This is a genomic window from Mycobacterium timonense (genome assembly GCF_025821985.1).
GTDB classification, from domain to species: domain Bacteria; phylum Actinomycetota; class Actinomycetes; order Mycobacteriales; family Mycobacteriaceae; genus Mycobacterium; species Mycobacterium avium.
Genome location: NZ_JACKSY010000040.1, coordinates 51,837 through 72,987, shown reverse-complemented (window position 1 = coordinate 72,987; position 21,151 = coordinate 51,837). Strand labels below are relative to the sequence as shown.

Sequence of the window (21,151 nt, the reverse complement as noted above, 5' to 3'; positions counted from 1 at the left end):
GGTCGCGGCACATCTCGCGGGGGCGACTCATCGTGATCGGCATCGTGGCCGCGGTGCTGATCGGTGTGCTCACCGCCGTGGGGATGCAGCTGACTCGGGGCGATCACGGCGCGACGGCGCCCGCCGCCGGACCGCCGCCGACGCCGGAGAGCTACGCGATCCCGGGCTGTTACAACCCGTCGGTCCTGCCGGTCGAGCGTCCCAAGAAACTCAACGTGCTGGGTTGCGCCAGTGTGGCCGTTGCGCTGCAGGACATGTCGTGGAGTTCCTGGGGGCCGCAGGGCGCCGACGGCACCGGGAGGGCGGTGTTCAAACTCTGCGATCCCAACTGCGCGACCGGATCTCAGCTGACCGAGCCGGTGGTGGTGCACGCGTGGAACCCGCAGCCGCCGCGCCGGGAGGCCATCTGCCAGGCGGGCCTGAAGATCTTCGCGGACATGATCCTGGCCTTCCCCAAGGACGTGCCGCCGCCGGACGTGCAGAAGATGAACACCCAGTACCACGGGATGCCCGCGGTGCACTTCGCGAACTACTCGAGCGGCGATACCCGCGGCACCCAGTTCATCGGCTACACGTTCTGCAACTGAGGCCCGGCTAGACCTCGATGACGACCGCGCCGCCCTGGCCGCCACCGGCGCACATCGCCGCCACGCCGATACCGCCACCGCGGCGGGCCAATTCGTAGGTCAACGTGGTCACCATGCGTGCGCCGGAGGCCGCGATGGGGTGGCCGAGGCTGCAGCCGCTGCCGGAGAAGTTCACCTTCTCCTCATCGAGACCGTATTCCCGGCACGCCGCGATGGGCACGGACGCGAACGCCTCGTTGATCTCCCACAGCGCCACGTCGTCGGGCGACAACCCGGCCCGCTGCAGGACCTTGCCGATCACCTTGACCGCGCCCAGGCCACAGTCGCGCGGCGGCACGCCCGCGGCGGCCCACGCCCGCACCGTGCCCATCACATTGAGCTTTTCGGCTTCGGCGTACTCCCGGTCGACCAGCGCGACCGCCGCGGCGGCGTCGTTGGTGCCGCTGCTGTTGCCCGCGGTGATCGAGAAGCCCTCGATTTCGGGGTGCAACACCTTCAGGCCGGCGAGCTTCTCGACCGTGGTGTCGCGGCGCGGATGCTCGTCGACGGCGAACTCGGTGACCGAACCGTCCGCCTGGGTGATCTTGAGTGGCAGGATCTCGTCGACGAACTTGCCGGCGTCGATGGCCGCGATGGCGCGCTGGTGCGAGCGGGCCGCCCAGGCGTCCATTTCCTCGCGGGTGATGCCGACCGTCTTGGCGGTGTTCCAGCCGACGGTGATGGACATGTCCCGGGTGGGCGCGTCCGGCGCCTCGACGTGGGTCGGCGGCATCCAGCGTTCCTCGAACTTGAGCTCGGGGCCCGGGATGCGCCAGTTGACCAGCGGCGTCATCGACAACGACTGCACGCCGCCGGCGATCAGCACCCGCTCCATGCCGGATCCGATCTGGGCCGCGGCGTTGCCGATCGCGGTGAGGCTGCCCGCGCAGTGCCGGTTCACCGACTGGCCGGGAATGTCCTCCAGGCCGGTGGCTGCCGCCGCGTAACGCGCGAGATCGCCACCGCCGTAATGGGATTCGGCGAAGATGATGTCGTCTATCGCGGCGGGGTCGACACCGGAGCGACGTATCACCTCGGGAAGCACCGCGGTGATCAGCGTCTCGGGCGGGGTGTTGACGAGCGTCCCCTTGAAGGAACGGCCGATCGCCGTTCGAACGGCTCCGACGATTACGGGTGTACCCATGTTCTCAACCTCGAACGGTCTGGCAGCGGTCAGTCGCGGCGAATCGTATCAAATACTGTATAGACAATAGTATTGGCCTAAGTTCGGTGTGGGCCGGTCTGTGACCGCGCTAACAATTAAACGGTTAGTACACGCGGTCGCGACACCCATGCCGATCGCGGCTTACCGGTGGCCGCAGCGCCCGGGGCGCGGGACACAATGGGTCCATGACAACCAGATCAGCCGCTGCCCGTGACGCCACCGAGCTGGCGGCCTACCGCGTCGCGGCCATGCTGCTCGGGGTGGGCACCCTGCACTTCCTGGCGCCCAAACCGTTCGACTCCATCATTCCCGCCGAACTGCCCGGCAGCCCAAGGCTCTACACCTACGGCTCGGGGGTGGCCGAGCTGACGGTCGGGGCGCTGCTGGTGCCGCGACGCACCCGACGGGCCGCCGCGCTGGCCGCCGCGATCCTGTTCGTCGGCGTCTTTCCGGGCAACCTGAACATGGTCCGGTTGTGGTGGGACAAGCCGTGGCCGATGCGGATCGCCGCGCTGGCCCGGCTGCCGCTGCAGATTCCGATGATCACCACGGCGCTCAGGATTCGGCGCAACAGCTGAGGCTCGGCGCGAAGACTCGGGTTGCGGGTGTCGATACACACGGAAGAGAGCTAGTGGGCAGAACGGACATCGCGACGGTGCTCGCGGTCGCGGCCGCCCTCATGGTGGGTGCGGGCGACGTCGCCCAACAGCAATCGGCTCAGCAGGTCACGGATCAACCGGTCGGCACCGTCGCGCTGTTTCGCCGACTGCTGCGGGACCGGCGCTGGTGGACCGGAAGCCTGGTGGCCGCCGGCGGATTCGGCTTTCAGGCCGCAGCGCTGGGTTTCGGCTCGGTGGTATTGGTGCAGGCGCTGTTGGTGACGTCGTTGCTGTTCGCCCTGCTGATCAGCGCGCGGGTGAACCGCCGCAGAATCACTGGGCGGCAAGCGGTTTGGGCGCTACTGCTGGCCGCCGCCGTCGCGGTGGTGGTCACGGTGGGCGACCCGCAGGAGGGAACCCCGCGGGGATCGCTGCAGACGTGGACGATCGTGGCACTGGTCATGGGGCCGGCGCTGATTGGGTGCGTGCTCGGCGCACGCCTGTATCCCGGCCCGGTCGCCGCGTTGTTGCTCGGCCTGATGTCCGGTTCGCTGTGGGGCCTGTTTGCGGTGCTGACCAAGGGCGTGGTCGACCAACTCGACCGCGGCATCCCGGCATTGCTGCGCACACCCGAGCTGTATGTGTGGGTGCTGCTGGCCATCGCGGCCACCGCCTGGGAGCAGTCGGCGTTCCGGGCCGGCCCGCTGACGGCGTCGCTTCCGGCGGTGACCGTCGCCGAGCCGGTCATCGGGTCGGTGCTCGGCGTCACCGTGCTCGGTGAAACGTTGCGGACCAACGGCATCGGCCTGGTGGCACTGGGCATCTCGGTGGCGGTGATGGCGGCCACGACGGTGGCGCTGGCCCGCAGCCAGGCCGCCTCCGCCCCAACAGCTGACGAAATTCCGCCGTTCTCAACGGAAAAGACGTGATCAGGTGCGCGGCGAGCCGACCCGGTGCGCGGTGCCGTCGGGGTCCACGTAGGCGAATTCGCGCAAACCGTACGGTGTGTCGTGCGGAGCCAACAGGCGCCCGCCGAGATTGTCCAACGCCGCCCACTCCGCATACAGGGCGTCGGCGTCACTGACGTAGAAGTAGACGCTGGCGGCCGTGCGCGACGGGTCGTGCTCGTCCCATTCGGTCAGGTGGATCGACACCGATCCGCGGTCGGCGAAACCGTACCGCTCGGGGCCCTGGTATGCCCGCGCGTCGAATCCGAGCCGGCGATACCGGTCCAGGGCGACATCGAGGTCTCGGACCGGGACGATCGGCGACACCGAGGTGAACTGCACAACAGACACCCGGCGAACATAGCCCGTGGTTCAGCATCGTCCAACCGGGCGCAGCTGTCGCGAATTCGCAGTTGGCACCGCCCTGCTGTCGTAAGCTCCGAAAAATGGGGAGCCGACTCGCGCGGGAAGGGCACTGAACTGTGCGCCGATTAGCCGCAACACTCGCCGCCACCGGAATGCTCGTCGCCGGCTGCGGCGCCGGCAATCACGGCGCCGCCCCCTCGTCGACGGCCACCGGCAGCACGGCCTCACCCAAGACGCCGCTGGCTCGGGGCGCGCTGCCCGACCTGATGCTCAGCCCCAACGACATCGACACCGCGCTGGGCGTGACCGGGACGACGAGCGATCCCCCGTTCACCGCGCTCGGAGAAGATCCCGTCCGGCGCACCGATTACACCTTCCCCGCCGAATGCAAATACACCACGCACGCCGGCCTGGCATCCGAATACGCCGGCAGCGGCAGCACCGCGGTCTACGGCTACCACGACCTGGCGCCCACCCCCGCGGGCGCCAATCAACTGGAAAGCCCTGAGGTGTACCAATTTGTCGTGTTGTTTCCCTCCCCCGAGCAGGCGAGCGCCTTCCTGTCCGCCTCGTCTGCGCGTTGGCCCGCGTGCGCCAATCGCCAGGACACGGTTCCCACCGACGGCACCAACCCGGAACTGCGTTGGAAGGTGGGGCCGGTAACCAACGCCAACGGGATGCTGAGCACCCAGGTGACCGTGACCGTCAACGGCAACGGCGTGAACGTGACGATGCCCTGTCAGCGTGCGCTGACCGCCCGCAACAACGTCGTCATCGACGTCGACGCGTGCCGCAAGGACGTCGGCGACCTCGGCATCGACATTGCCAAACAGATCGCCGGAAAGGTCGACAAACAGTAGCGGCGACCCCAATAGCCTTCTGCCGTTTACCTATTGGTGGTAGCCATCCACCGCGACCGCGGCGTACGCTCTGGCGGCCCGGCCACATTGACGCGGTAGCCGCCAGCACGGCCTGGATTCGGGGTAGGTTGTCGGCGGGTTCGGTCGTACCGCCTTGAGGAGGGATACGTGGGCACATCGGAGGACAAGGCCCCCGGGCAGCCGGTCATCCATCTCTCGCAACTGCTGCGGGCGCCGGTGCTGGCGCGCTCGGGCGAAACGGTGGGCCGGGTCGAGGACGTGATCGTGCGGCTGCGCGGAGCCGACGAGTACCCGCTGGTGACCGGGATCGTGGCCGGCGTCGGCGGGCGGCGGGTGTTCGTCGGCGACAAATCGATTCACGAATACTCCGCGGACCGAGTCCTGTTGACCAAGAACAAGATTGACCTTCGCGGCTTCGAACGCCGGGAAGGCGAGGTGTTGTTGCGCACCGACGTGTTGGGCCACCGGCTGATCGACGTGGCCACCGTCGAGCTGGTGCGCGCCTACGACATCGAACTCGAGCAGACCGCCGCCGGCTGGATGGTCGCCCGGCTGGACACCCGCCGTCCGCCCCGGTTGTTCGGGCTGATCAAGCACTCCGGGGGCCACGCGTCGCGCGACTGGAAGGCGTTCGAGCCGCTGATCGGCCACGCCCGCTCCGATGCGGTGCGCCGGCTGTCGGACCGGTTCGGCGAGCTCAAGGCCGCCGAGATCGCGGACCTGCTGGAAGAAGCCGACAAGGCCGAGGGCGGCGAGATCCTGGACCGGGTGCACAGCGACCCCGAACTGGAAGCCGACGTCTTCGAAGAGCTGGACCCGGAGAAGGCCAGCCGGCTGCTCGACGAGATGCCCGATGACGAGGTCGCCGCGTTGCTGGGGCGGATGCGCGCCGACGACGCCGCCGACGCGATCGTCGATCTGCGCCAGTCGCGGCGCCGCCGCGTGCTCGACCTGATGCCCGCCCCGCAACGCACCAAGGTCATCACGTTGATGGGTTTCAACCCCGAAAGCGCCGGCGGGCTGATGAACGTCGACTCGGTCTCCTGCGCGGCCAGCGCCACGGCGGCCGAGGCGCTGGCGTTGATCGCCTCCTCGCACAGCATTCAGCCCGAGGCGCTGATCAAGGTGCACGTGCTCGACGAGGACCGCCGGCTCGACGGCGTCGTTTCGGTGATCACCCTGCTACAGGTCGATCCCTCCGAAACCCTTGAGCGGCTGATGGATTCCGATCCGGTGCGGGTCAACGCCGACGCCGACCTGACCGACATCGCGTTGCTGATGGCCGATTTCAACCTCTACTCGATCCCCGTCGTCGACGAGCAGGACCACCTGCTCGGCGTGGTGACCGTCGACGACGTGCTGGAGGCCACCATCCCCGAAGACTGGCGCCGCCGAGAGCCCGCGCCCCGCCCGATCCGCGAAATCACCACCGCTGAGGACCGCCCGCTGCCCGGAGGTAACGCACCGTGAGCTCAGCCGGCGAGAACACCCGCCGCGCCGAGCCGGTGGAACCCCGGGGCACGGCGGTGCTCGACAGCGCGCATTTGGGCGACATCGAGGGCGCATTCGGCCGCATCCGGGTCGGCGAGACCGAACACGCCCGAACCTGGAAGACGCGGCTGCTGACCCTGCTCGCCATCGTCGGCCCGGGCATCATCGTGATGGTCGGCGACAACGACGCGGGCGGGGTGGCCACCTACGCCCAAGCCGGCCAGAACTACGGCTACTCGCTGCTGTGGGTGTTGCTGCTGCTGGTACCCGTGCTCATCGTCAACCAGGAGATGGTGGTGCGCCTCGGCGCGGTCACCGGGGTGGGGCACGCGCGGCTGATCAACGAGCGCTTCGGCCGGGGCTGGGGCTGGTTCTCGGTCGGCGACCTGTTCTTGCTCAATTTCTTGACCATCGTCACCGAGTTCATCGGCATCAGCCTGGCCGCCGAGTACATCGGCGTCTCGAAATACGTTGTGGTGCCGGTGTCGGCGGTGGCGCTGGTGGCGATCATGGCAAGCGGCAGCTTCCGCCGGTGGGAGCGGGCCATGTTCATTTTCATCGCGATCACCCTGCTGCAGATCCCGATGCTGCTGATGTCGCACCCGCAGTGGGGACGCGCCGCGAAGGCCTTTGTGGTGCCCAGCATTTCGGGTGGGGTCAGCTCGGACGCGGTGCTGCTGATCATCGCCATCGTGGGCACCACGGTGGCGCCGTGGCAGTTGTTCTTTCAGCAGTCCAATGTGGTCGACAAGCGCATCACGCCCCGGTTCATGGGTTACGAGCGCGCGGACACCGTGCTGGGCGCGTTCGTCGTGGTGATCGGCGCCGCGGCGCTGGTGATGACCGGTGACTGGGCGGCCCGCTCCACCGACACCGTGGGTGGCTTCACCGACGCCGGCGCGACCGCGCACCTGCTGGGTCAACACCGTCAGGTGCTCGGCTCGATCTTCGCCATCGTGCTGATGGATGCCTCGATCATCGGCGCCGCCGCGGTCACCCTGGCCACCAGCTACGCCTTCGGTGACGTGTTCGGGCTGAAGCATTCGCTGCATCGCGGCTTCGCCGACGCCAAACAGTTCTATCTGTCCTACACCGCGATGGTGGTGGTGGCCGCGGCCATCGTGCTGATCCCGGGCGCTCCGCTGGGGTTGATCACCACCGCGGTGCAGGCCCTCGCCGGTCTGCTGCTGCCCAGCGCCAGCGTCTTTCTGCTGTTGCTGTGCAATGACCGAGAAGTGTTGGGGCCGTGGGTCAATCGCGCCTGGCTGAACTGGGTCGCCGGATTGATCGTCGGCACTTTGCTGCTGCTGTCCGGGATCTTGATGGCCACCACCTTGTTCCCCGACCTCAACGTCGTCGCCGTCGCCGGCTATCTGACGCTGGCGTTGATCATCCTGGCGGCCGGTGCGGCCCCGGTGCTGCGCTGGCTTGCCCGTCGTCAGCCCGCGCGACCCGGCCCGCGGCTTCCGGCGCGCGGCGTCGACCGCAGCACCTGGCGGATGCCGCCGCTGGCGCTGCTCGAGCCGGTCACCTGGTCGCCCGGAACCCGGCTGGCGATGATCGCCCTGCGCGGCTACCTGGTCGTCGGCGCGTTGCTGCTGGTGGTCAAGGCGATTCAGCTCAGCCGCTGACCGCGTGCTGTATCCGGCGGGCCACCTCGCCGTACCGCTCGAAGCGCTCCGGGTCGGCCGCCGAGTTGTACATGACCAGACGTGTTGCGGTGCCGGAGTATTTCTCGATCAGCGCGTCGGCCAACCCGTCCCACGTCGACTCGGTGGCGAAGACGGCGATGTGGTCGTCGCTGACCTGGGCGGCCATCCCGGCGTAGTCGCCGGCCTTCTGCTTCTCGCGGATGCGGGCGGTGGTGCCCTCGAACCCGGCTTCGTCCCAGATGAACGCGTAGTTCGGCGTGCTGCCGTAGAAGGCCATGCTGGCGCGCACGGCTTCGCGCTGTTGGTCGCGCTCCTCGTCGCTGTCCCCGACGATCGTCATCACGGGGACGATGATCGCGATGTCCGACGGTGAGCGTCCCGCCTTGGCCGCGCCCTCGGCGACCGTCGGCAGGACGTGACGGGCGAGGTAGCCCGGTTCGCCGATCGGATGGACGTGCACGCCGTCGGCCACTTCGCCCGCCATCCGCAGCATCCACGGATTCACCGCCGCGATATCGACTTTGGGGTCGGGCGCGTCGATGGGTCCCGGGCTCCACTGCGGGGTGATGAAGTCGAGGTCGTAGAAGTCGCCGTGGTGCTGGAGCGTGCCGGACCGAAACGCCGCGAAGCACGCCTTGACGGCGAGCAGGTAGTCGCGCAGCCGGGGGCCGGGCCGCTCGAAGGCGGCACCGTAGCGCCGGACCACGTGGGTGCGCACCTGGGTGCCCAACCCCAGCCGGAAGCGGCCTTTGGTGGCTTCCTGCAGTTCCCACGCCACCGCGGCGGTGACGAAGGGGCTGCGCGGGAATGCCACCGCGACGCCGGTGGACAGCTCGAGCCCGGGCGCGGCCTGCGACGCCACGGCGGCGTTCAGGTAGGCGGTGCGGCCCGTCTCGGTGAACAACAGCCCGGAGAACCCGGCGGATTGGGTTCGCCGGGCCAGGTCGCCGATCTGGCCGAGCGGCTGCGGAACGGTCATCGCGTCGACGTGCATGGTGGGAGCGTACGCGGCGCGTCACTGCCGTCTCGCGACGGCGGCGGTGGGTCACCCAATCAGGTTGGCGCCCATCATGTTCGGTCTCCGGGAGCCGGATTCAGCGCCGTTCGGGCCGTCGACTCACCGGGGCGGTGAAGCCCTCGGTGTCATCGAAGAACGCCCACTGCCCGTCGTCGTTGACCTCCATGCGCCAACCCAGCTCGGTGTTGCCGCCGACCGAGTGGACGAACCAGGCGTGTGCGGCCTCGGCGTTGGCGAAATTCTGCGTCGCGACCACCCGCCCGTGCGGGTCGATCACGCGGAACTCGGCCATGGGACTTAAGTATCCCTGCCCGGCGCTTTTCAATCCCCGAATTCGCCGATTTGCCGCGGCGGCCCGGGGCTACAGGGTGCGGGCCAACCGGTCGGCCAGTATCTCGGCGAACCGGGCCGGGTCGTCGAGGGCGCCTCCCTCGGCCAGAAGCGCTGTGCCGTAAAGCAATTCCGCGGTCTCGGCGACGGACGGATCGTCGGCGCGGTCCTGGTGGGCTTGGCGCAGGCCGGTGACCAGTGGGTGCTTGGGATTGAGTTCCAGTATTCGCTTGCCCACCGGAATGTCCTGCCCGGAGGCGCGGTAGAGCCGGGCCAGCGCCGGTGTGATGCCGAAGGCGTCGGTGATCAGGCAGGCCGGCGAGTCGGTCAGCCGGTTGGACAGCCGGACCTCCTTGACGTGGTCGGACAGGGTGTCCTTAAGCCAGGCGAGCAGATCGGCGAATTCCTTCTGCTGCTCTTCCCGCTCGGCCTGGCTCTCCTCGCCCTCGGCGCTCAGGTCCACCTCGCCCTTGGCGATTGACTGCAGCGGCTTGCCGTCGAACTCGGTGACGGTTCCCACCCAGACCTCGTCGACCGGGTCGGTGAGCAGCAGCACCTCGTAGCCCTTGGCCTTGAACGCCTCCAGATGCGGCGACTTGAGGATCTGCTGGCGCGTTTCGCCGGTGGCGTAGAAGATCTGCGTCTGCCCTTCCTTCATCCGCTCGACGTACTGGGCCAGCGTGGTGGCCTCCTCCTCGCTGTGCGTCGAGGCGAAGGAGCAGAGCTGCAGCAGCGTCTCCTGGTTGTCGAAGTCCGACAGCAGACCCTCCTTGACCACCCGGCCGAACTGGGTCCAGAAGGTCCGGTAGTCGTCTGGCCGCTCGGATTGCAGGTCCTTGATGGTGGACAGGACCTTCTTGGTCAGCCGCCGCCGGATGGCCTTGATCTGCCGGTCCTGTTGCAGGATCTCGCGGGACACGTTGAGCGACATGTCCTGTGCGTCAACGACACCCTTGACGAAGCGCAGGTATTCGGGCATCAGCTGGTCGCAGTCACCCATGATGAACACCCGCTTGACGTAGAGCTGGATGCCGGTGTGCGCGTCCCGGTTGAACAGGTCGAACGGGGCGTGGGACGGGATGAACAGCAGCGCCTGGTACTCGAAGGTGCCCTCGGCCTTCATCGCGATGACCTCGAGCGGGTCGTCCCAGGCGTGCGCGATGTGCTTGTAGAACTCCTTGTACTCCTCCTCGGAGACCTCGTCCTTGGGCCGGGCCCACAGGGCCTTCATCGAGTTGAGGGTCTCGACCTCCCGGGTGACGGTCTCCTCGCCGCCCTCTTCGGTGGCGGGCGTGCGCCGCTCCACCTCCATCCGGATGGGCCAGGCGATGAAGTCGGAGTACTTCTTGACCAGGCTCTTGATCTTGAACTCCGAGGTGTAGTCGTGCAGCTCGTCCTCGGTGTCCTCGGGCTTCAGATGCAGGGTGACCGAGGTTCCCTGCGGGGCGTTCTCGACCGATTCGATGGTGTAGGTGCCCTCGCCGCTCGACTCCCACTTGGTGGCCTCGCTCTCGCCGGCCTTGCGGGTGAGCAGTTCGACCTTGTCGGCCACCATGAAGCTGGAGTAGAAGCCGATGCCGAACTGGCCGATGAGTTCCTCTGAGGCGGCTTCGTTCTGGGCGTTCTTGGCTTCGCGGAGTTGTTGGCGCAGTTCGGCGGTGCCCGACTTGGCCAGGGTGCCGATCAGGTCGACCACCTCGGCGCGGGTCATGCCGATGCCGTTGTCGCGGATGGTCAGGGTGCGCGCATCCTTGTCCACCTCGATCTGGATGTGCAGGTCGGAGGTGTCGACGTCGAGGTCCTTGTTGCGGAAGGCTTCCAGCCGCAGCTTGTCCAGTGCGTCGGAAGCGTTCGAGATCAACTCCCGCAGGAACGAGTCCTTGTTGGAGTAGACGGAGTGGACCATCAGATCCAGCAGTTGCCGAGCCTCGGCTTGAAACTCCAACTGCTCGACGCGCGCGTTCATGGCATTCCCCTTCGACAACTTGACGTTTCAAATTTACCGAGTAATCGATGGTCGCCGCCCGGGGGCTGGCCCTACGCTGAACCCATGTCTGTTGCTCGACGGGAACGCGCCGCCCTGGTGGAAACTCTGCGTGGCGTCGGCCCGGATGCGCCCACCCTGTGCGAGGGCTGGACGACGCGGGACCTGGCGGCGCACCTGGTGATCCGGGAGTATCGGCCCGACGCGACGCCGGGCATCATGATCCCGTTCTTGGCCTCGCACACCGCCAAGGTGCAGAGCCAGGTCGCTGCGCAGAACGACTGGGACGAGTTGCTGGACAAGGTCGCCGCCGGCCCGCCGGTCTACTCCCCGTTCAAGTTGCTGGACCCGGTCGCCAATGTGGGCGAGATGTTCATCCACCACGAGGATGTGCGACGCGCCCAGCCGGATTGGACGCCGCGTGCGCTGGAGCCGGCGCTGGCCCGCACGCTGCGACGCACCCTGCCGCTGATGGCCCGGCTCACCCTGGCCAAAGTGCCCGCCCGGGTGGCGTTGCGCACCCCGGAGGGCAAGACCGTGCTCACCGCCGGGCGGGGCCCGGCGGTCACGGTGACCGGGGCGCCCGAGGAGCTGCTGCTGTTCGCCGTGGGGCGAGCCGCCCGGGTCGACCTCGAGGGTGACGCGGCGGCGGTGCAGGCGGTCCGCGACGCCCCCAAGGGCCTCTAGCCGTCCGCGCACGTCCGCGCATGTCCGCGCTCGGTCCGCGCTCGTAACGCCACGGCGGAAATCCGGGCGAAATCTCGCCGTGGCGTTACATCCGCGCGAATAAGCGTGCCGGGCCCAGGCGTCCAGCATCACCCGAAGGCGTCGCGCAGGTCCTTCTTGATCACCTTGCCGAACTGGTTGCGCGGGAGGGTGTCGACGACGACGAGGCGCTCGGGGTGTTTGTAGCGGCTCAGCCCGCGTGATCGGCAGTGTTGCACAAGGGATTCCAGCGTGACGCCCTCGGCCGTCGCGGGTACCACGACGGCGCAGACCCGTTCGCCGGTGCGCGGGTCGGGGATCCCGATGACGGCGACGTCGGCGACGGCGGGATGCGCCGCGAGTGCGTTCTCGATCTCGAGGGCCGAGATGTTCTCCGCATTGCGGATAATCGCGTCTTTGGTGCGGCCCGTGACGCGGACGTTGCCGTCGGCGTCGATCAGGCCGAGATCGCCGGTGCGCAGCCAGCCCTGGTCGTCGAAGGCGTCGGCGTCCAGCGTCGGGTCGGCGTAGCCGAGGAAGCACTGGGGTCCCTTGAGCCGCAGCTCGCCTTCCTGCCCGGCGGGCAGTTCATTCTCTGCGCCGTCGACCACGCGGACTTCGACGCCGGGCACCGGCGGCCCCACGGTATGGTCGAGCACCTCGGGTGCCGCGGTCAGCGACGGGGATGTCGCGCAGGGGAACTCGGTCATTCCCCAGGCGTTGGCGATGCCGGCCACCCCGAAGGTGTCGCGGACCCGTCGACTCAACTCGGCGGTGATGGGTGCGCCTCCGGCCAGGCATCCCCGCAGCGACGGGAATAGTGGCCGATTCCCTTGGGCCCGTTGGGCTTCGAGGTAGGCGACGAAGAAGGGCGTCGCGGTGCCCAGGAACGTCGGATTATGTGCGGCGATGGCCAGCGGAGTGGCCGCCGGGTCGAACGCCTCGAACAGCGCTAACCGCATGCCGGTCAGCAGTGCGGTGGCCAGCATCGCGGCCCCGCCGATGTGTGCGACCGGAAAGGCGATCGGATCGACGTCGCTGCTGGTGGCCCCCACCATGCCGACCACCCCCGCCGAGCCGGCGATGACCGAGCTGTCGGTATGGCGAATCCCCTTGGGAGCGGCGGTGGTCCCCGACGAGTAGTAGATCCAGCGCGCCTCGTCGGCGGATTGCGGCGGCGCCGGCAGGGAATAAGGATCGGCGCCGGGCAGGCGCAGCGCACCGGTGGCCGGCGGTGCCGCCAGGTCGACGGTGATGACCTCGAAGCCCCGTTCGGCCGACAGTGCCCGAGCCAGCCCACCGTGATCGAAGCCGCGCCAAAGCCCAGGCGCCACAAAGTATTCGGTGTTCAGCTGGCCGGTGATGAAGCGCACTTCGCTTTCCCGCAGGACCGGGATGATCGGGTTCTGCACCGCGCCGAGTCGGGCCAGCGCGGCCATCAGCACCATGGTCTCCAGCGTGGTGGGCAACTGCCAGGACACGACGGCGCCCGGGCGGACTCCCCGCTCGGCCAGCGCGGCCGCGGCGACGCATGCGGCGTCGTAGAGCTGACGTGCGGTCATGCTGCGGCCGTGCTCGTCGGCGAGAAGTGGCCGGGGTGAGCCGCGTCGTGCGGCCTCGGCAATCAGCGACCAGAACGTCACCGGAACTCACCGCGCCGACGGGTCGGCGGACGGCGGATGAAATCCCGAGTGCGCGATGGCAACCGACAGTCCGGTGCCGATCGGGCCCGCGGTGTCGACCAGGACGGCCGAGCCGCTGGCAACGCCGTCGTGGCTGTGGTGGGTGAGCGAGGCGAGCCCGATGTGGTCGCCCTCGGGCAACCGGGTCAGCGTGAGCGTGTAGTCGGCGTTGATGAACTGCAGTGCCTTGCTGCCCCAGTTGGCGATCGACGCGGTGATGTCACCGGCCATCGCCGCGCGGGTGAATGCGCTGAGCGGCTCGTCGTCGATCAGCGGGCGCGTCTCGTGTATCCAGGTGTATTTCGGGCCGTCGGTCTGCGGCCAGTCCGGATCGGGGTTCTGCACCTGCGAGCCCCAGCCGTAGGTGCGCATGAAAAGCGTCGAGTAGGTCTGGTCCGGCGGGAGCGGCGGCATCTGCACCGGGGGTGACCAGACCCGCCCGTCGGGCTGCGGGCCGCGGCGCAGAAACAGCGCGCTCGCCTGCGCCACGACGGCGTCGTTTTGGCTGATGACGCCCTCGACCAGCCGTAACCGCCGCCGGTCGTGGCGCACCTGGGTGTGCACCCGGAGTGGTTCCAGCGCCGTCGGCCGGGGCAGGTCGACGGTCAACCGGGCCGGTTGCAGGCCGGCGTCGGCGGCGGCTTGCTCGACGGCCCACGCCAAGAGCCCGCCGACGACATGGCCGCTGAGCGATGGCCCCCATCCGCCGCGCGCGATTTCGGTTGGTACCAAATCGTTTTCGTCGCGCACAAAATACGGCAGCCCGTCAGCCCAGCGAGGTTGATCGGGAACGACATTGGGTTCGGCCACTGCATGACCCTTCACGCGACGGGTTGTGCGGCCTCTGCTGAGGACCGCAACCGTGGATCTTACAGTTGCGCTTCCAGTCGGCGGATGCGCCGGTGTGGTCAGTCGATCGCGGCGCCGACCACGTGGCCGATCGTGTAGGTGACCGCCAGTGCGAGGCTGCCTCCGATGGCGTTACGCGCCACGGCGCGAAGCTGCGGCGCGCCACCGAGGCGGGCCGATACCGCGCCGGTGATCACCAGCGCGATGAGCACCGCCACGACGGTGACCGGAATCCGCCACGTCGGCGGCGGCAGCAGAATCGCGATCAACGGGAGCAACGCGCCGATGGCGAACGAGAGCGCCGAGGACGACGCGGCATGCCACGGATTCGTCAGCTCCTCGGGATTGATGCCCAGCTCGACCTCGGCATGGGCCAGCAGCGGATTCTGATCGGTGAGTTCCTCGGCCACGGTACGGGCCGTCGCCGCGGTCAGACCCTTGGCTTCGTAGAGCGCGGCGAGCTCGTCGAGTTCGGCGGCCGGATCGTCACGCAGCTCCTGATGCTCCTGGATCAGCAGCGCCTTCTCGGTATCGCGCTGGGTGCTGACCGAGACGTATTCGCCCAGCGCCATCGACACCGCCCCGGCCACCAGTCCGGCGCTGCCGGCAGTCAGGATGGGAGCGCGCAGCGCCGTGGCCGCGGCGACGCCCACGACAATGCCTGCGGTGGAGACGATTCCATCGTTGGCGCCCAGAACGCCGGCGCGCAGCCAATTCAACTTCGACGACACCGAACCGATGTGGGGTTCGGCCGGGTGTGGCGTACTCGACACGGCGGCAACGATATAGACGAAAACCGTGCGCGACTAGCCAACATAGCCTTGCCAAACCAGCGCTCGCGGGTGCCGGTTGACCGGGATCAAAGCTTTGCATGGGCGGGACACAGCTGGTCCATAGGGAAGCTATCTAGTCTCTGGGTGGTGTCGGGGGGTGTTCGAGGAATTCCCCTTTCGCAAAGATCCCGAGTGGACCGAGTGGATAGGTGAAGCATCGTGAGGTTGAAGCAATTTGTCGGAGGGGTGAGCATCGCCGGAGCGCTCGGCGCCGCCGCGTTGGGAATGGGCGCCGGGTTCGCCGGCGCCGCTCCCGGGGCACCGCCGCCTCCTGGCGGGCATGGCGCCCCTCCCGCAGGCGGTCCCGGCCATGGCGGATCCCAGCCCGGAGATTTCCACCATCCGACCGGCCCCAATGACCCGGGTGGACCGGGCGGTCCCGGCGGACCGGGTGGGCCCGGTGGGCCGCCTGGCGGTCCTGGCGGCCCCGGTCATCCCGGTGGCCCTGGTGGACCTGGCGGTCCCGGCGGCCCGGGTGGGCCGGATCACCCCGGCGGCCCCGGTGGGCCGGGCGGGCCCGATCACCCCGGCGGCCCGGGTGGTCCCTGGCATGGGGACCCCCAACGTGGCTACTTCCACGGCGCCCCGTGGGGCGACGGACCCGCCCCCTGGGGACCGGGTGAACCACCGCGTCCGGCGTGGGATCGACCGCTCCCTCCGCCCGGCGGGCACTGGGACTACGGCCCGATCAACTACTGGGGCTACCAGGAGACTCCCGTCTGGGATCCCGGGTTCAACCAGTGGGGCTTCTGGTTCTTCGGAGTGTGGATCCCGCTGTGAGCCATAGCTGAAACGACACCCGCCTCGCCGATCAGGCGTCGTCAGTTATGCCGTTGCCGGCGAACGCATTTCGTCCCGGCATCACTAGTCGGGTTTGGTGCCGACGGTCAGCAGGTCAGAAACCAGGCGCGTCCAGGCCGGTCGCAGGATCCGATGCTGATCGCCGATCACGAACCCCGCGTCCTCGAACAGCTTGCGCATCTCGGGAGCCGACGCGTTGTGCTGCGGCTTCCACCTGCTGTCGGCGGATGCCTGCAGCAGCGGTCGCCGGGTACTGAGCGCCGAGACGGCCACCAACCCCCCGGGGGCCAGCACGCGATGGAATTCCCGCAACGCCGCCGGCTGGTCGAAGAAGTGAAACGCCGACGTCGTCACGACGGCGTCGAGCGCACCGTCGTGAAACGGGAGCTGTTCGGCCGGCGCCCGCAACCACTGCACCCGGTCCGATTTCGCCCGCGCCTGGTTGAGCATGCCATCGGACATGTCCACGCCGTAGATCTCGTCGGGATCCAGTTCGCGCTGGATCCGCTCGCTGAGTACCCCTGTGCCGCAAGCGATGTCGGCGATTCTGCGCGAACCGTGGTTGCGCAGCTGGGCTATCACCTCGTTGTGCGGAGGCCGGTACACCCACTGCTGCAGGAAGGGCAGGTCATACGCCGGCGCCAGGAAGCTCCACATCCGCGTGACGACGTCGTTCAGCCCTCGCCGCTGCGGTGCGGTCATTTGGCCAGCACCGAGCTGTAGTAGATGGTGTCGGCCACCGACACGGAGTCGTTGGTCTGCGGGATCGCCTCGAGTCCGGCGTCGGCCAACAGCTGACTCATCGGAACGCCGACCGACCGCCAGCCCAGGCCGTCCAGGTAGACGGCGACATCGTTGCGCTCGCCCTGATACCCCAGATCGCCGAATTCCAGGTCGAAGCCGTGCTCCCGCCATTTCGCGGTGGCCCTGCGCATCATCTCTTGAGCCTTCTCGGTGTCTACCTCTGACATGTCCGGAATAGCTTCGCACGCCAGCCGGCTGCCCTCGGCGCTGAGTGCGGTGATGTTGTCCAGCAGGCGGTCCTGGGCCTCCGGCGGCAAATAGCCGAACAGCCCCTCGGCGATCCATGCGGTGGGCTGGCCCTTGTCAAAACCCGCTTCCACCAAGGCTTTTGGCCAGTCATCGCGCAGGTCGACGGCGACGGTGCGCAGCGTGGCCTGCGGGGTCGCGCCCAGCTTTGCCAGCGTGGCGGTCTTGAATTCGATCACCTGAGGCTGGTCGATCTCGAACACCGTCGTACCGGCCGGCCAGGCCAACCGGTAGGCGCGCGCGTCGAGGCCGGAGGCCAGAATCACCGCCTGCCGAATCCCGGCCTGCGTCGCGCCCTGGAAGAAGGAGTCGAAGAAGCGGGTACGGGCGGCCATCGCCACGGGCATGTGCTCGAGCTTCCAACCGGAGTCGTGGTCGTCGACGTCGGCGGCGACGAGGTCGCCGGTGACCCAGCGGGTGAAGAAATCCACCCCGACGGCGCGAACCAGCGGTTCGGCGAATCGGTCCTCGATCAGCGGGTTGTCGGCGTTGGTCGCGATGGCGCGTGCGGCGGCCACCATCGTGGCGGTGGCGCCCACACTGGTGGAAAGGTCCCAGGTGTCGTTGTCTGTGCGTGGCATGCGGCTATTACCCCCTCGAGTCACCGGTTACTTAGCTGATATAACGACCGGCCGGCGCGATGAGTTCCCGCGCGCCGCCGACCAGCTATTTCGCCGGTCCGGGGTGGCGTTGCCGCAGCTGGGTGACGGTATCAGTGCGGGCCGGGATGCCCCGGGGCGCCCGGCCCCCCAGGTGCGCCGGGTCCGCCCGGTCCACCGGGCCCGCCCGGTCCCCCGGGTCCTCCCGGTCCGCCGGGTCCGTTCGCGGCCGGCAGCAGGAACACGCATTGATTCAGTTCGACGCTCCAGCCCCAGCCCGGGGCGCAGTCCCCGTCGGCGCGGCTGATCCCCGGCGTCGCGACCGCCGTCGCCGGCAACCCGATCGATACGAGGGCGAACGCGCCGACCAGGCAGCGCCGCAGGTGATCTCTCATCGCCGACTCCACTTCGTCTTCCGGGCGGGCGGTGATGACTCGTCGTAGGTCGGACCCGCGTAACTCATTGTGCGGCAATCGACCTGTCGGCGGGCCGGATTGGCGGGCCGAACGATCGTGCGGTGGTCCGCCCGCTGACGACCGAGTAGACCAAATCCCGCTCGGGCCGCGGCAATTCACACGGCGATCGCGGGCTTGGCGGATTCGCGGCCGCCTTGCGCTGCAACATGTTTCAACAAGGTGCCGGCGGCGAGGGTGCGGCTTCGACGGTGGTCAGCTCGGTCAAACCGCTGACCCTGAAGACGGGCATCAGGACCGGGTGCGCGACGAGCGCGATGTGGTCGGCGTGTGCGGCCAACGCATTGATGGCGGCGCTGTCCACATACTCCACGGCGCTGAGGTCGACGAGCACCGCGCCGTCACTCCCGGTGACCTCCGCGGTGGCGGTGGCCAGCGCCCGGTGGAATGCGTCAATGTTGCTCAGGTCGATTTCGCCCACTGCCACCAGCACCGGGTTGCCGTCGCTACCACGGCCGGTGTCCAGTGTCAGCGGGGTGACCATCAGGTGATCCTGGCGGAGAGCTGGACGGTGGTTCCGCCGGTGTCGGACCGAATGTCGACATCGTTCATCAGGCTTTTCATCAACGGGATGCCCCGCCCCCGATGCGGATAGGACGTCGCTTGGGGAACCTTCCATGTGCCGGTGTCGGTGATCGTCAACCGGACCTGATCGCCTAATGCGGTGGCGCCCAGCCGAATTGTGCCCTGCGGACTGTGCCGGTGTCCGTGTTCGATGGCGTTGGCGACGGCCTCCCCGGCGGCGACCAATACGTTCAATGTCTGCTCGGGGTCCAGCCGGACACGGCGCAGCCAGTTGCGCAACGCGGTGCGAGTGGGCGCCAGCTGGTTGACGTCGGCGGGGAAGTTCAGCTCCAGCGGCGCCGGATGCCGGTACAGCAGCAACACCACGTCGTCCTGGTAGCCGCCGCTCGGCGCGACGGCGGACATGATCCGGGTCGCCAACTCGTCGAGGGACGAGCCGCGGGCATCCTGCGCGACGGTGGCGACGCGGTAGATACCCCGATCCAGCGGGCTGCGGCGACGTTCGACCAGCCCGTCGGTGTACAACAGCAGGGTCGCGCGCGCCGGTATGGTCACCCGGGCCTCCGGGCGGGGCCAGTCCCGTCGGATGCCCAATGCGATGGTGTGGCCCTCGTCGAGTATCTGGGTGCTGCCGTCGCCGTGCACCACGATGGGCGGCGGGTGCCCGGCGCTGGAGTAGACCAGTTCCCCGGTGTCCGGGGTGAGCACCGCGCACACGGCGGTGGTGCATTGCGCGCCGGGCAGCCGCGCCGCGAATCGGTCCAGACCCGCGAGAGCCGCAGCGGGACTTGGGTTTTCGATCAGCAGGGCGCGGCAGGCGCTGCGCACCTGACCCATCACCGTGGCGGACGCGAGCCCGTGGCCGACACAGTCGCCGACGACCAACGCAACCCGCCCGTCCTCGAGGTCGACGATGTCGAACCAGTCACCACCGACCTGCAACGGCCGGGTGGCGGCCTGATAGCGCACCGCGAATCCGTTGGGCAGATCGGCTGGACCGAGGATCGCGTGCTGCAGAGCCAGTGCGGTTTCGCGCTGCTGGTCGACCTGGTGCACCCGTTGCAGGCCCTGGCCGAGGCGGCCGGCCAGCACGGTGAGCAGGGTCTGGTCTTCCAAGGTGAACGAGCGCTCATCGGTCAGGTCGATCCAGACGACCAGCACGCCGTCGGGATGCTGCAGGGCGATGCCCGCCGTCCCGGGCTGCGTGGTGTTCGGGGTGAGCAGGTCGCCGTCGCGCAACGCGCCGAGCGCCTGGTGCATGTGCGACGGCAGATCGGCCCACTGCGTGGGCTCGCCGACCGAAACGACCTCGGGCGGACCGAACGCCGTTTCCGTAGCAGAGGTGTGGCTCGGGAAGGTGACGGCCAGCACCCGGCGGGCGCGCCACAGCCGGCGCAGTTCTTCAGCCGCGGCGCGTACCGCCTCGTCGACCGTATCCGCTTGGGCCAGTTCCTGATTGAGCGCGTGTTGGCGGCCCGCCGCCAGTGCCAAGGCGATGGCGGCGTGCCGGGCGAAGTCACTGACCAGGTCGAGGTAGTCGTTGCCGAACGGCGGTTGCTGCGGGTCGCGCGCGACGGCGATGACGCCGAGCACCGCGCCGTCGGCAATCAGCGGTATCACGATCGCCGAGCGTTCGCCGACGTCGGTGAATCCCTCGATCGGGTATTGGAAGGAGTCGGTGATCAACGGCAGGCCGCGCCGCGCGACACCGCCGGTGGTTGAGCCGTCCATCGGAACCTGCCGGCCGATCACCTGCGAGGCATAGCGGCCCGCGGTGGCGGACACCACCAGGGTGTCGGCCTCCCGGCCGGGCGACTCGGGCTCTCGCGGGACCAGCAAGATCGCCTGCTCGGCGCCGGCCAGCTCCAGCGCCCGGTTCACGATGAGCTGCAACGGACCTGTCTGCGGATCACCGGACAGCAGCGCGGTGGTGATCTCGCGACTGGCCTTCGTCCATTTCGCCGATTCGCGCTCGCGCTCGAAGAGTCGCGCGTTGTCGATGGCGGCGGCTGCCGCCGTGGCCATGGCGCGCACCGCGCCTTCCTGCGAGTCGGTGAACACGCGCCCTTGCCGGTCGTCCGCCAGATAGAGGTTGCCAAAGTTGGCTGCCCGCACCGTGATCGGTATTCCCAGCAGCGCCCGCAGCGGTGGGTCGTGTGCCGACAGGTGGGCGCTGCGCGCATCAACGCTCACATCGTCGATGCGAAGACCGTCGCCCACCGCTAGCTCGCCGAGCTGCCGGGCCGTGTCCGCGTCGAGGCCGGCATGCACGAACGAGAGCAGTCCGCCGTCGGAGGCGCGGGAAGAGAGCACGGCGTAGCGGGCGCCGGTCAGCTCCATCGCCGCTTTCAGGACGCGACGCAGCGTGACGTCCAAGTCCAGATCGGAGCCGATTTCGACGATGACCCGCACCAGTTGTTCCAGCTGGTCGCGCGCAGCCATCAGCTCGTCGAGCTGGGTGTGCATGCGGTCCAGTTCGCGCCGGTCCCGCCGGTTGGCGGCGGAGTCATCCCGGTCGCTGTCCATGGATACCAAAGTAAACGGTCGGGTGCGTGGCCATGTCGGTGCCGCAACT

Annotated in this window: 21 protein-coding genes; 8 read left to right on the top strand and 13 right to left on the bottom strand. The window is 68.6% G+C overall.

Features of this window, described 5'->3' with window-relative positions; genetic code table 11:
* Positions 1-32 precede the first annotated feature (32 nt).
* On the top strand, positions 33-587 hold the full coding sequence (locus tag H7I87_RS11495; RefSeq protein ID WP_011724611.1) for a hypothetical protein: 555 nt from the start codon (positions 33-35) through the stop codon (positions 585-587).
* Between the two features lie 7 nt (positions 588-594).
* Here the strand turns inward: H7I87_RS11495 and H7I87_RS11490 are convergent, their stop codons facing one another.
* The gene (locus tag H7I87_RS11490; RefSeq protein ID WP_009976361.1) at positions 595-1,770 is read right to left on the bottom strand and encodes a thiolase family protein; all 1,176 of its coding nucleotides are present in this window, start codon (positions 1,768-1,770) and stop codon (positions 595-597) included.
* A 206-nt stretch (positions 1,771-1,976) separates the two neighbouring features.
* On the opposite strand from H7I87_RS11490, the gene H7I87_RS11485 reads away from it, so the two are divergent.
* The gene (locus H7I87_RS11485; protein ID WP_009976360.1) at positions 1,977-2,369 is read left to right on the top strand and encodes a DoxX family protein; all 393 of its coding nucleotides are present in this window, start codon (positions 1,977-1,979) and stop codon (positions 2,367-2,369) included.
* A 53-nt stretch (positions 2,370-2,422) separates the two neighbouring features.
* Entirely contained in the window at positions 2,423-3,319 is an 897-nt protein-coding gene (locus H7I87_RS11480; RefSeq protein WP_033726800.1) for a DMT family transporter, read from the top strand.
* Here the strand turns inward: H7I87_RS11480 and H7I87_RS11475 are convergent, their stop codons facing one another.
* Complete coding sequence (locus H7I87_RS11475) at positions 3,320-3,679, bottom strand: bleomycin resistance protein (protein ID WP_080691834.1); 360 nt, start codon at positions 3,677-3,679, stop codon at positions 3,320-3,322.
* A 140-nt stretch (positions 3,680-3,819) separates the two neighbouring features.
* On the opposite strand from H7I87_RS11475, the gene H7I87_RS11470 reads away from it, so the two are divergent.
* From H7I87_RS11470 to H7I87_RS11460, 3 genes are all read left to right on the top strand, one after another.
* Positions 3,820-4,563: a sensor domain-containing protein gene (locus H7I87_RS11470; protein WP_033719675.1), complete on the top strand. Its 744-nt coding sequence runs from the start codon at positions 3,820-3,822 to the stop codon at positions 4,561-4,563.
* Between the two features lie 168 nt (positions 4,564-4,731).
* Positions 4,732-6,054: a magnesium transporter MgtE N-terminal domain-containing protein gene (locus tag H7I87_RS11465; RefSeq protein WP_009976356.1), complete on the top strand. Its 1,323-nt coding sequence runs from the start codon at positions 4,732-4,734 to the stop codon at positions 6,052-6,054.
* Entirely contained in the window at positions 6,051-7,706 is a 1,656-nt protein-coding gene (locus H7I87_RS11460) for an NRAMP family divalent metal transporter (RefSeq protein ID WP_033726798.1), read from the top strand. Before H7I87_RS11465 ends, H7I87_RS11460 begins: the two co-directional genes overlap by 4 nt.
* On the opposite strand, the gene H7I87_RS11455 is transcribed toward H7I87_RS11460, so the two are convergent.
* The 3 genes from H7I87_RS11455 to htpG all read right to left on the bottom strand — a co-directional run bounded on the left by H7I87_RS11455 (position 7,696) and on the right by htpG (position 11,041).
* Positions 7,696-8,721 (bottom strand): TIGR03617 family F420-dependent LLM class oxidoreductase, encoded by a 1,026-nt coding sequence (locus H7I87_RS11455; RefSeq protein WP_033726797.1) that lies wholly within the window; start codon positions 8,719-8,721, stop codon positions 7,696-7,698. The two genes, H7I87_RS11460 and H7I87_RS11455, sit on opposite strands and share 11 nt — an antisense overlap.
* Positions 8,722-8,821: 100 nt before the next feature.
* On the bottom strand, positions 8,822-9,037 hold the full coding sequence (locus H7I87_RS11450) for a hypothetical protein (RefSeq protein ID WP_023861428.1): 216 nt from the start codon (positions 9,035-9,037) through the stop codon (positions 8,822-8,824).
* A 69-nt stretch (positions 9,038-9,106) separates the two neighbouring features.
* Positions 9,107-11,041 carry a molecular chaperone HtpG gene (gene htpG, locus H7I87_RS11445; RefSeq protein WP_033726796.1) on the bottom strand — a complete coding sequence of 645 codons (1,935 nt, stop codon included), beginning with the start codon at positions 11,039-11,041 and terminating at the stop codon, positions 9,107-9,109.
* 84 nt (positions 11,042-11,125) lie between these two features.
* Between htpG and H7I87_RS11440 the strand changes: the two genes are divergently transcribed.
* Entirely contained in the window at positions 11,126-11,746 is a 621-nt protein-coding gene (locus tag H7I87_RS11440; RefSeq protein ID WP_023865681.1) for a TIGR03085 family metal-binding protein, read from the top strand.
* Positions 11,747-11,874: 128 nt separating this feature from the next.
* On the opposite strand, the gene H7I87_RS11435 is transcribed toward H7I87_RS11440, so the two are convergent.
* The 3 genes from H7I87_RS11435 to H7I87_RS11425 all read right to left on the bottom strand — a co-directional run bounded on the left by H7I87_RS11435 (position 11,875) and on the right by H7I87_RS11425 (position 15,068).
* Positions 11,875-13,407 (bottom strand): class I adenylate-forming enzyme family protein, encoded by a 1,533-nt coding sequence (locus H7I87_RS11435; protein ID WP_023871011.1) that lies wholly within the window; start codon positions 13,405-13,407, stop codon positions 11,875-11,877.
* Between the two features lie 6 nt (positions 13,408-13,413).
* A complete protein-coding gene (locus H7I87_RS11430) occupies positions 13,414-14,256 on the bottom strand; it encodes an acyl-CoA thioesterase domain-containing protein (RefSeq protein ID WP_033726795.1) in 843 nt (280 codons plus the stop codon).
* Positions 14,257-14,354: 98 nt separating this feature from the next.
* Positions 14,355-15,068 carry a VIT1/CCC1 transporter family protein gene (locus tag H7I87_RS11425; RefSeq protein WP_010949468.1) on the bottom strand — a complete coding sequence of 238 codons (714 nt, stop codon included), beginning with the start codon at positions 15,066-15,068 and terminating at the stop codon, positions 14,355-14,357.
* Between the two features lie 219 nt (positions 15,069-15,287).
* On the opposite strand from H7I87_RS11425, the gene H7I87_RS11420 reads away from it, so the two are divergent.
* Complete coding sequence (locus H7I87_RS11420; RefSeq protein WP_080708758.1) at positions 15,288-15,908, top strand: chitin-binding protein; 621 nt, start codon at positions 15,288-15,290, stop codon at positions 15,906-15,908.
* Positions 15,909-15,992: 84 nt separating this feature from the next.
* Here H7I87_RS11420 and H7I87_RS11415 read toward each other — a convergent pair whose 3' ends face one another.
* The 5 genes from H7I87_RS11415 to H7I87_RS11395 form a co-directional block, all read right to left on the bottom strand.
* Positions 15,993-16,631, bottom strand: coding sequence for a class I SAM-dependent methyltransferase (locus tag H7I87_RS11415; RefSeq protein WP_033726793.1), 639 nt, complete (start codon positions 16,629-16,631; stop codon positions 15,993-15,995).
* Positions 16,628-17,560, bottom strand: coding sequence for a class I SAM-dependent methyltransferase (locus H7I87_RS11410; protein WP_033719659.1), 933 nt, complete (start codon positions 17,558-17,560; stop codon positions 16,628-16,630). The genes H7I87_RS11415 and H7I87_RS11410 overlap by 4 nt, the downstream gene beginning before the upstream one ends.
* A 131-nt stretch (positions 17,561-17,691) precedes the next feature.
* Complete coding sequence (locus tag H7I87_RS11405; RefSeq protein WP_215728668.1) at positions 17,692-17,973, bottom strand: hypothetical protein; 282 nt, start codon at positions 17,971-17,973, stop codon at positions 17,692-17,694.
* 232 nt (positions 17,974-18,205) lie between these two features.
* The gene (locus H7I87_RS11400; RefSeq protein WP_033726792.1) at positions 18,206-18,535 is read right to left on the bottom strand and encodes an STAS domain-containing protein; all 330 of its coding nucleotides are present in this window, start codon (positions 18,533-18,535) and stop codon (positions 18,206-18,208) included.
* Entirely contained in the window at positions 18,535-21,102 is a 2,568-nt protein-coding gene (locus H7I87_RS11395) for a SpoIIE family protein phosphatase (RefSeq protein ID WP_031344075.1), read from the bottom strand. Before H7I87_RS11395 ends, H7I87_RS11400 begins: the two co-directional genes overlap by 1 nt.
* Positions 21,103-21,151: the final 49 nt, after the last annotated feature.

What these genes read in the sequence shown, in the direction of transcription:
- H7I87_RS11490 (WP_009976361.1), bottom strand. Translation starts at nt 1,770, where the DNA reads ATGGGTACACCCGTAATCGTCGGAGCCGTTCGAACGGCGATCGGCCGT.
- H7I87_RS11485 (WP_009976360.1), top strand. Translation starts at nt 1,977, where the DNA reads ATGACAACCAGATCAGCCGCTGCCCGTGACGCCACCGAGCTGGCGGCC.
- H7I87_RS11455 (WP_033726797.1), bottom strand. Translation starts at nt 8,721, where the DNA reads ATGCACGTCGACGCGATGACCGTTCCGCAGCCGCTCGGCCAGATCGGC.
- H7I87_RS11450 (WP_023861428.1), bottom strand. Translation starts at nt 9,037, where the DNA reads ATGGCCGAGTTCCGCGTGATCGACCCGCACGGGCGGGTGGTCGCGACG.
- htpG (WP_033726796.1), bottom strand. Translation starts at nt 11,041, where the DNA reads ATGAACGCGCGCGTCGAGCAGTTGGAGTTTCAAGCCGAGGCTCGGCAA.
- H7I87_RS11440 (WP_023865681.1), top strand. Translation starts at nt 11,126, where the DNA reads ATGTCTGTTGCTCGACGGGAACGCGCCGCCCTGGTGGAAACTCTGCGT.
- H7I87_RS11415 (WP_033726793.1), bottom strand. Translation starts at nt 16,631, where the DNA reads ATGACCGCACCGCAGCGGCGAGGGCTGAACGACGTCGTCACGCGGATG.
- H7I87_RS11410 (WP_033719659.1), bottom strand. Translation starts at nt 17,560, where the DNA reads ATGCCACGCACAGACAACGACACCTGGGACCTTTCCACCAGTGTGGGC.
- H7I87_RS11405 (WP_215728668.1), bottom strand. Translation starts at nt 17,973, where the DNA reads ATGAGAGATCACCTGCGGCGCTGCCTGGTCGGCGCGTTCGCCCTCGTA.
- H7I87_RS11400 (WP_033726792.1), bottom strand. Translation starts at nt 18,535, where the DNA reads ATGGTCACCCCGCTGACACTGGACACCGGCCGTGGTAGCGACGGCAAC.
- H7I87_RS11395 (WP_031344075.1), bottom strand. Translation starts at nt 21,102, where the DNA reads ATGGACAGCGACCGGGATGACTCCGCCGCCAACCGGCGGGACCGGCGC.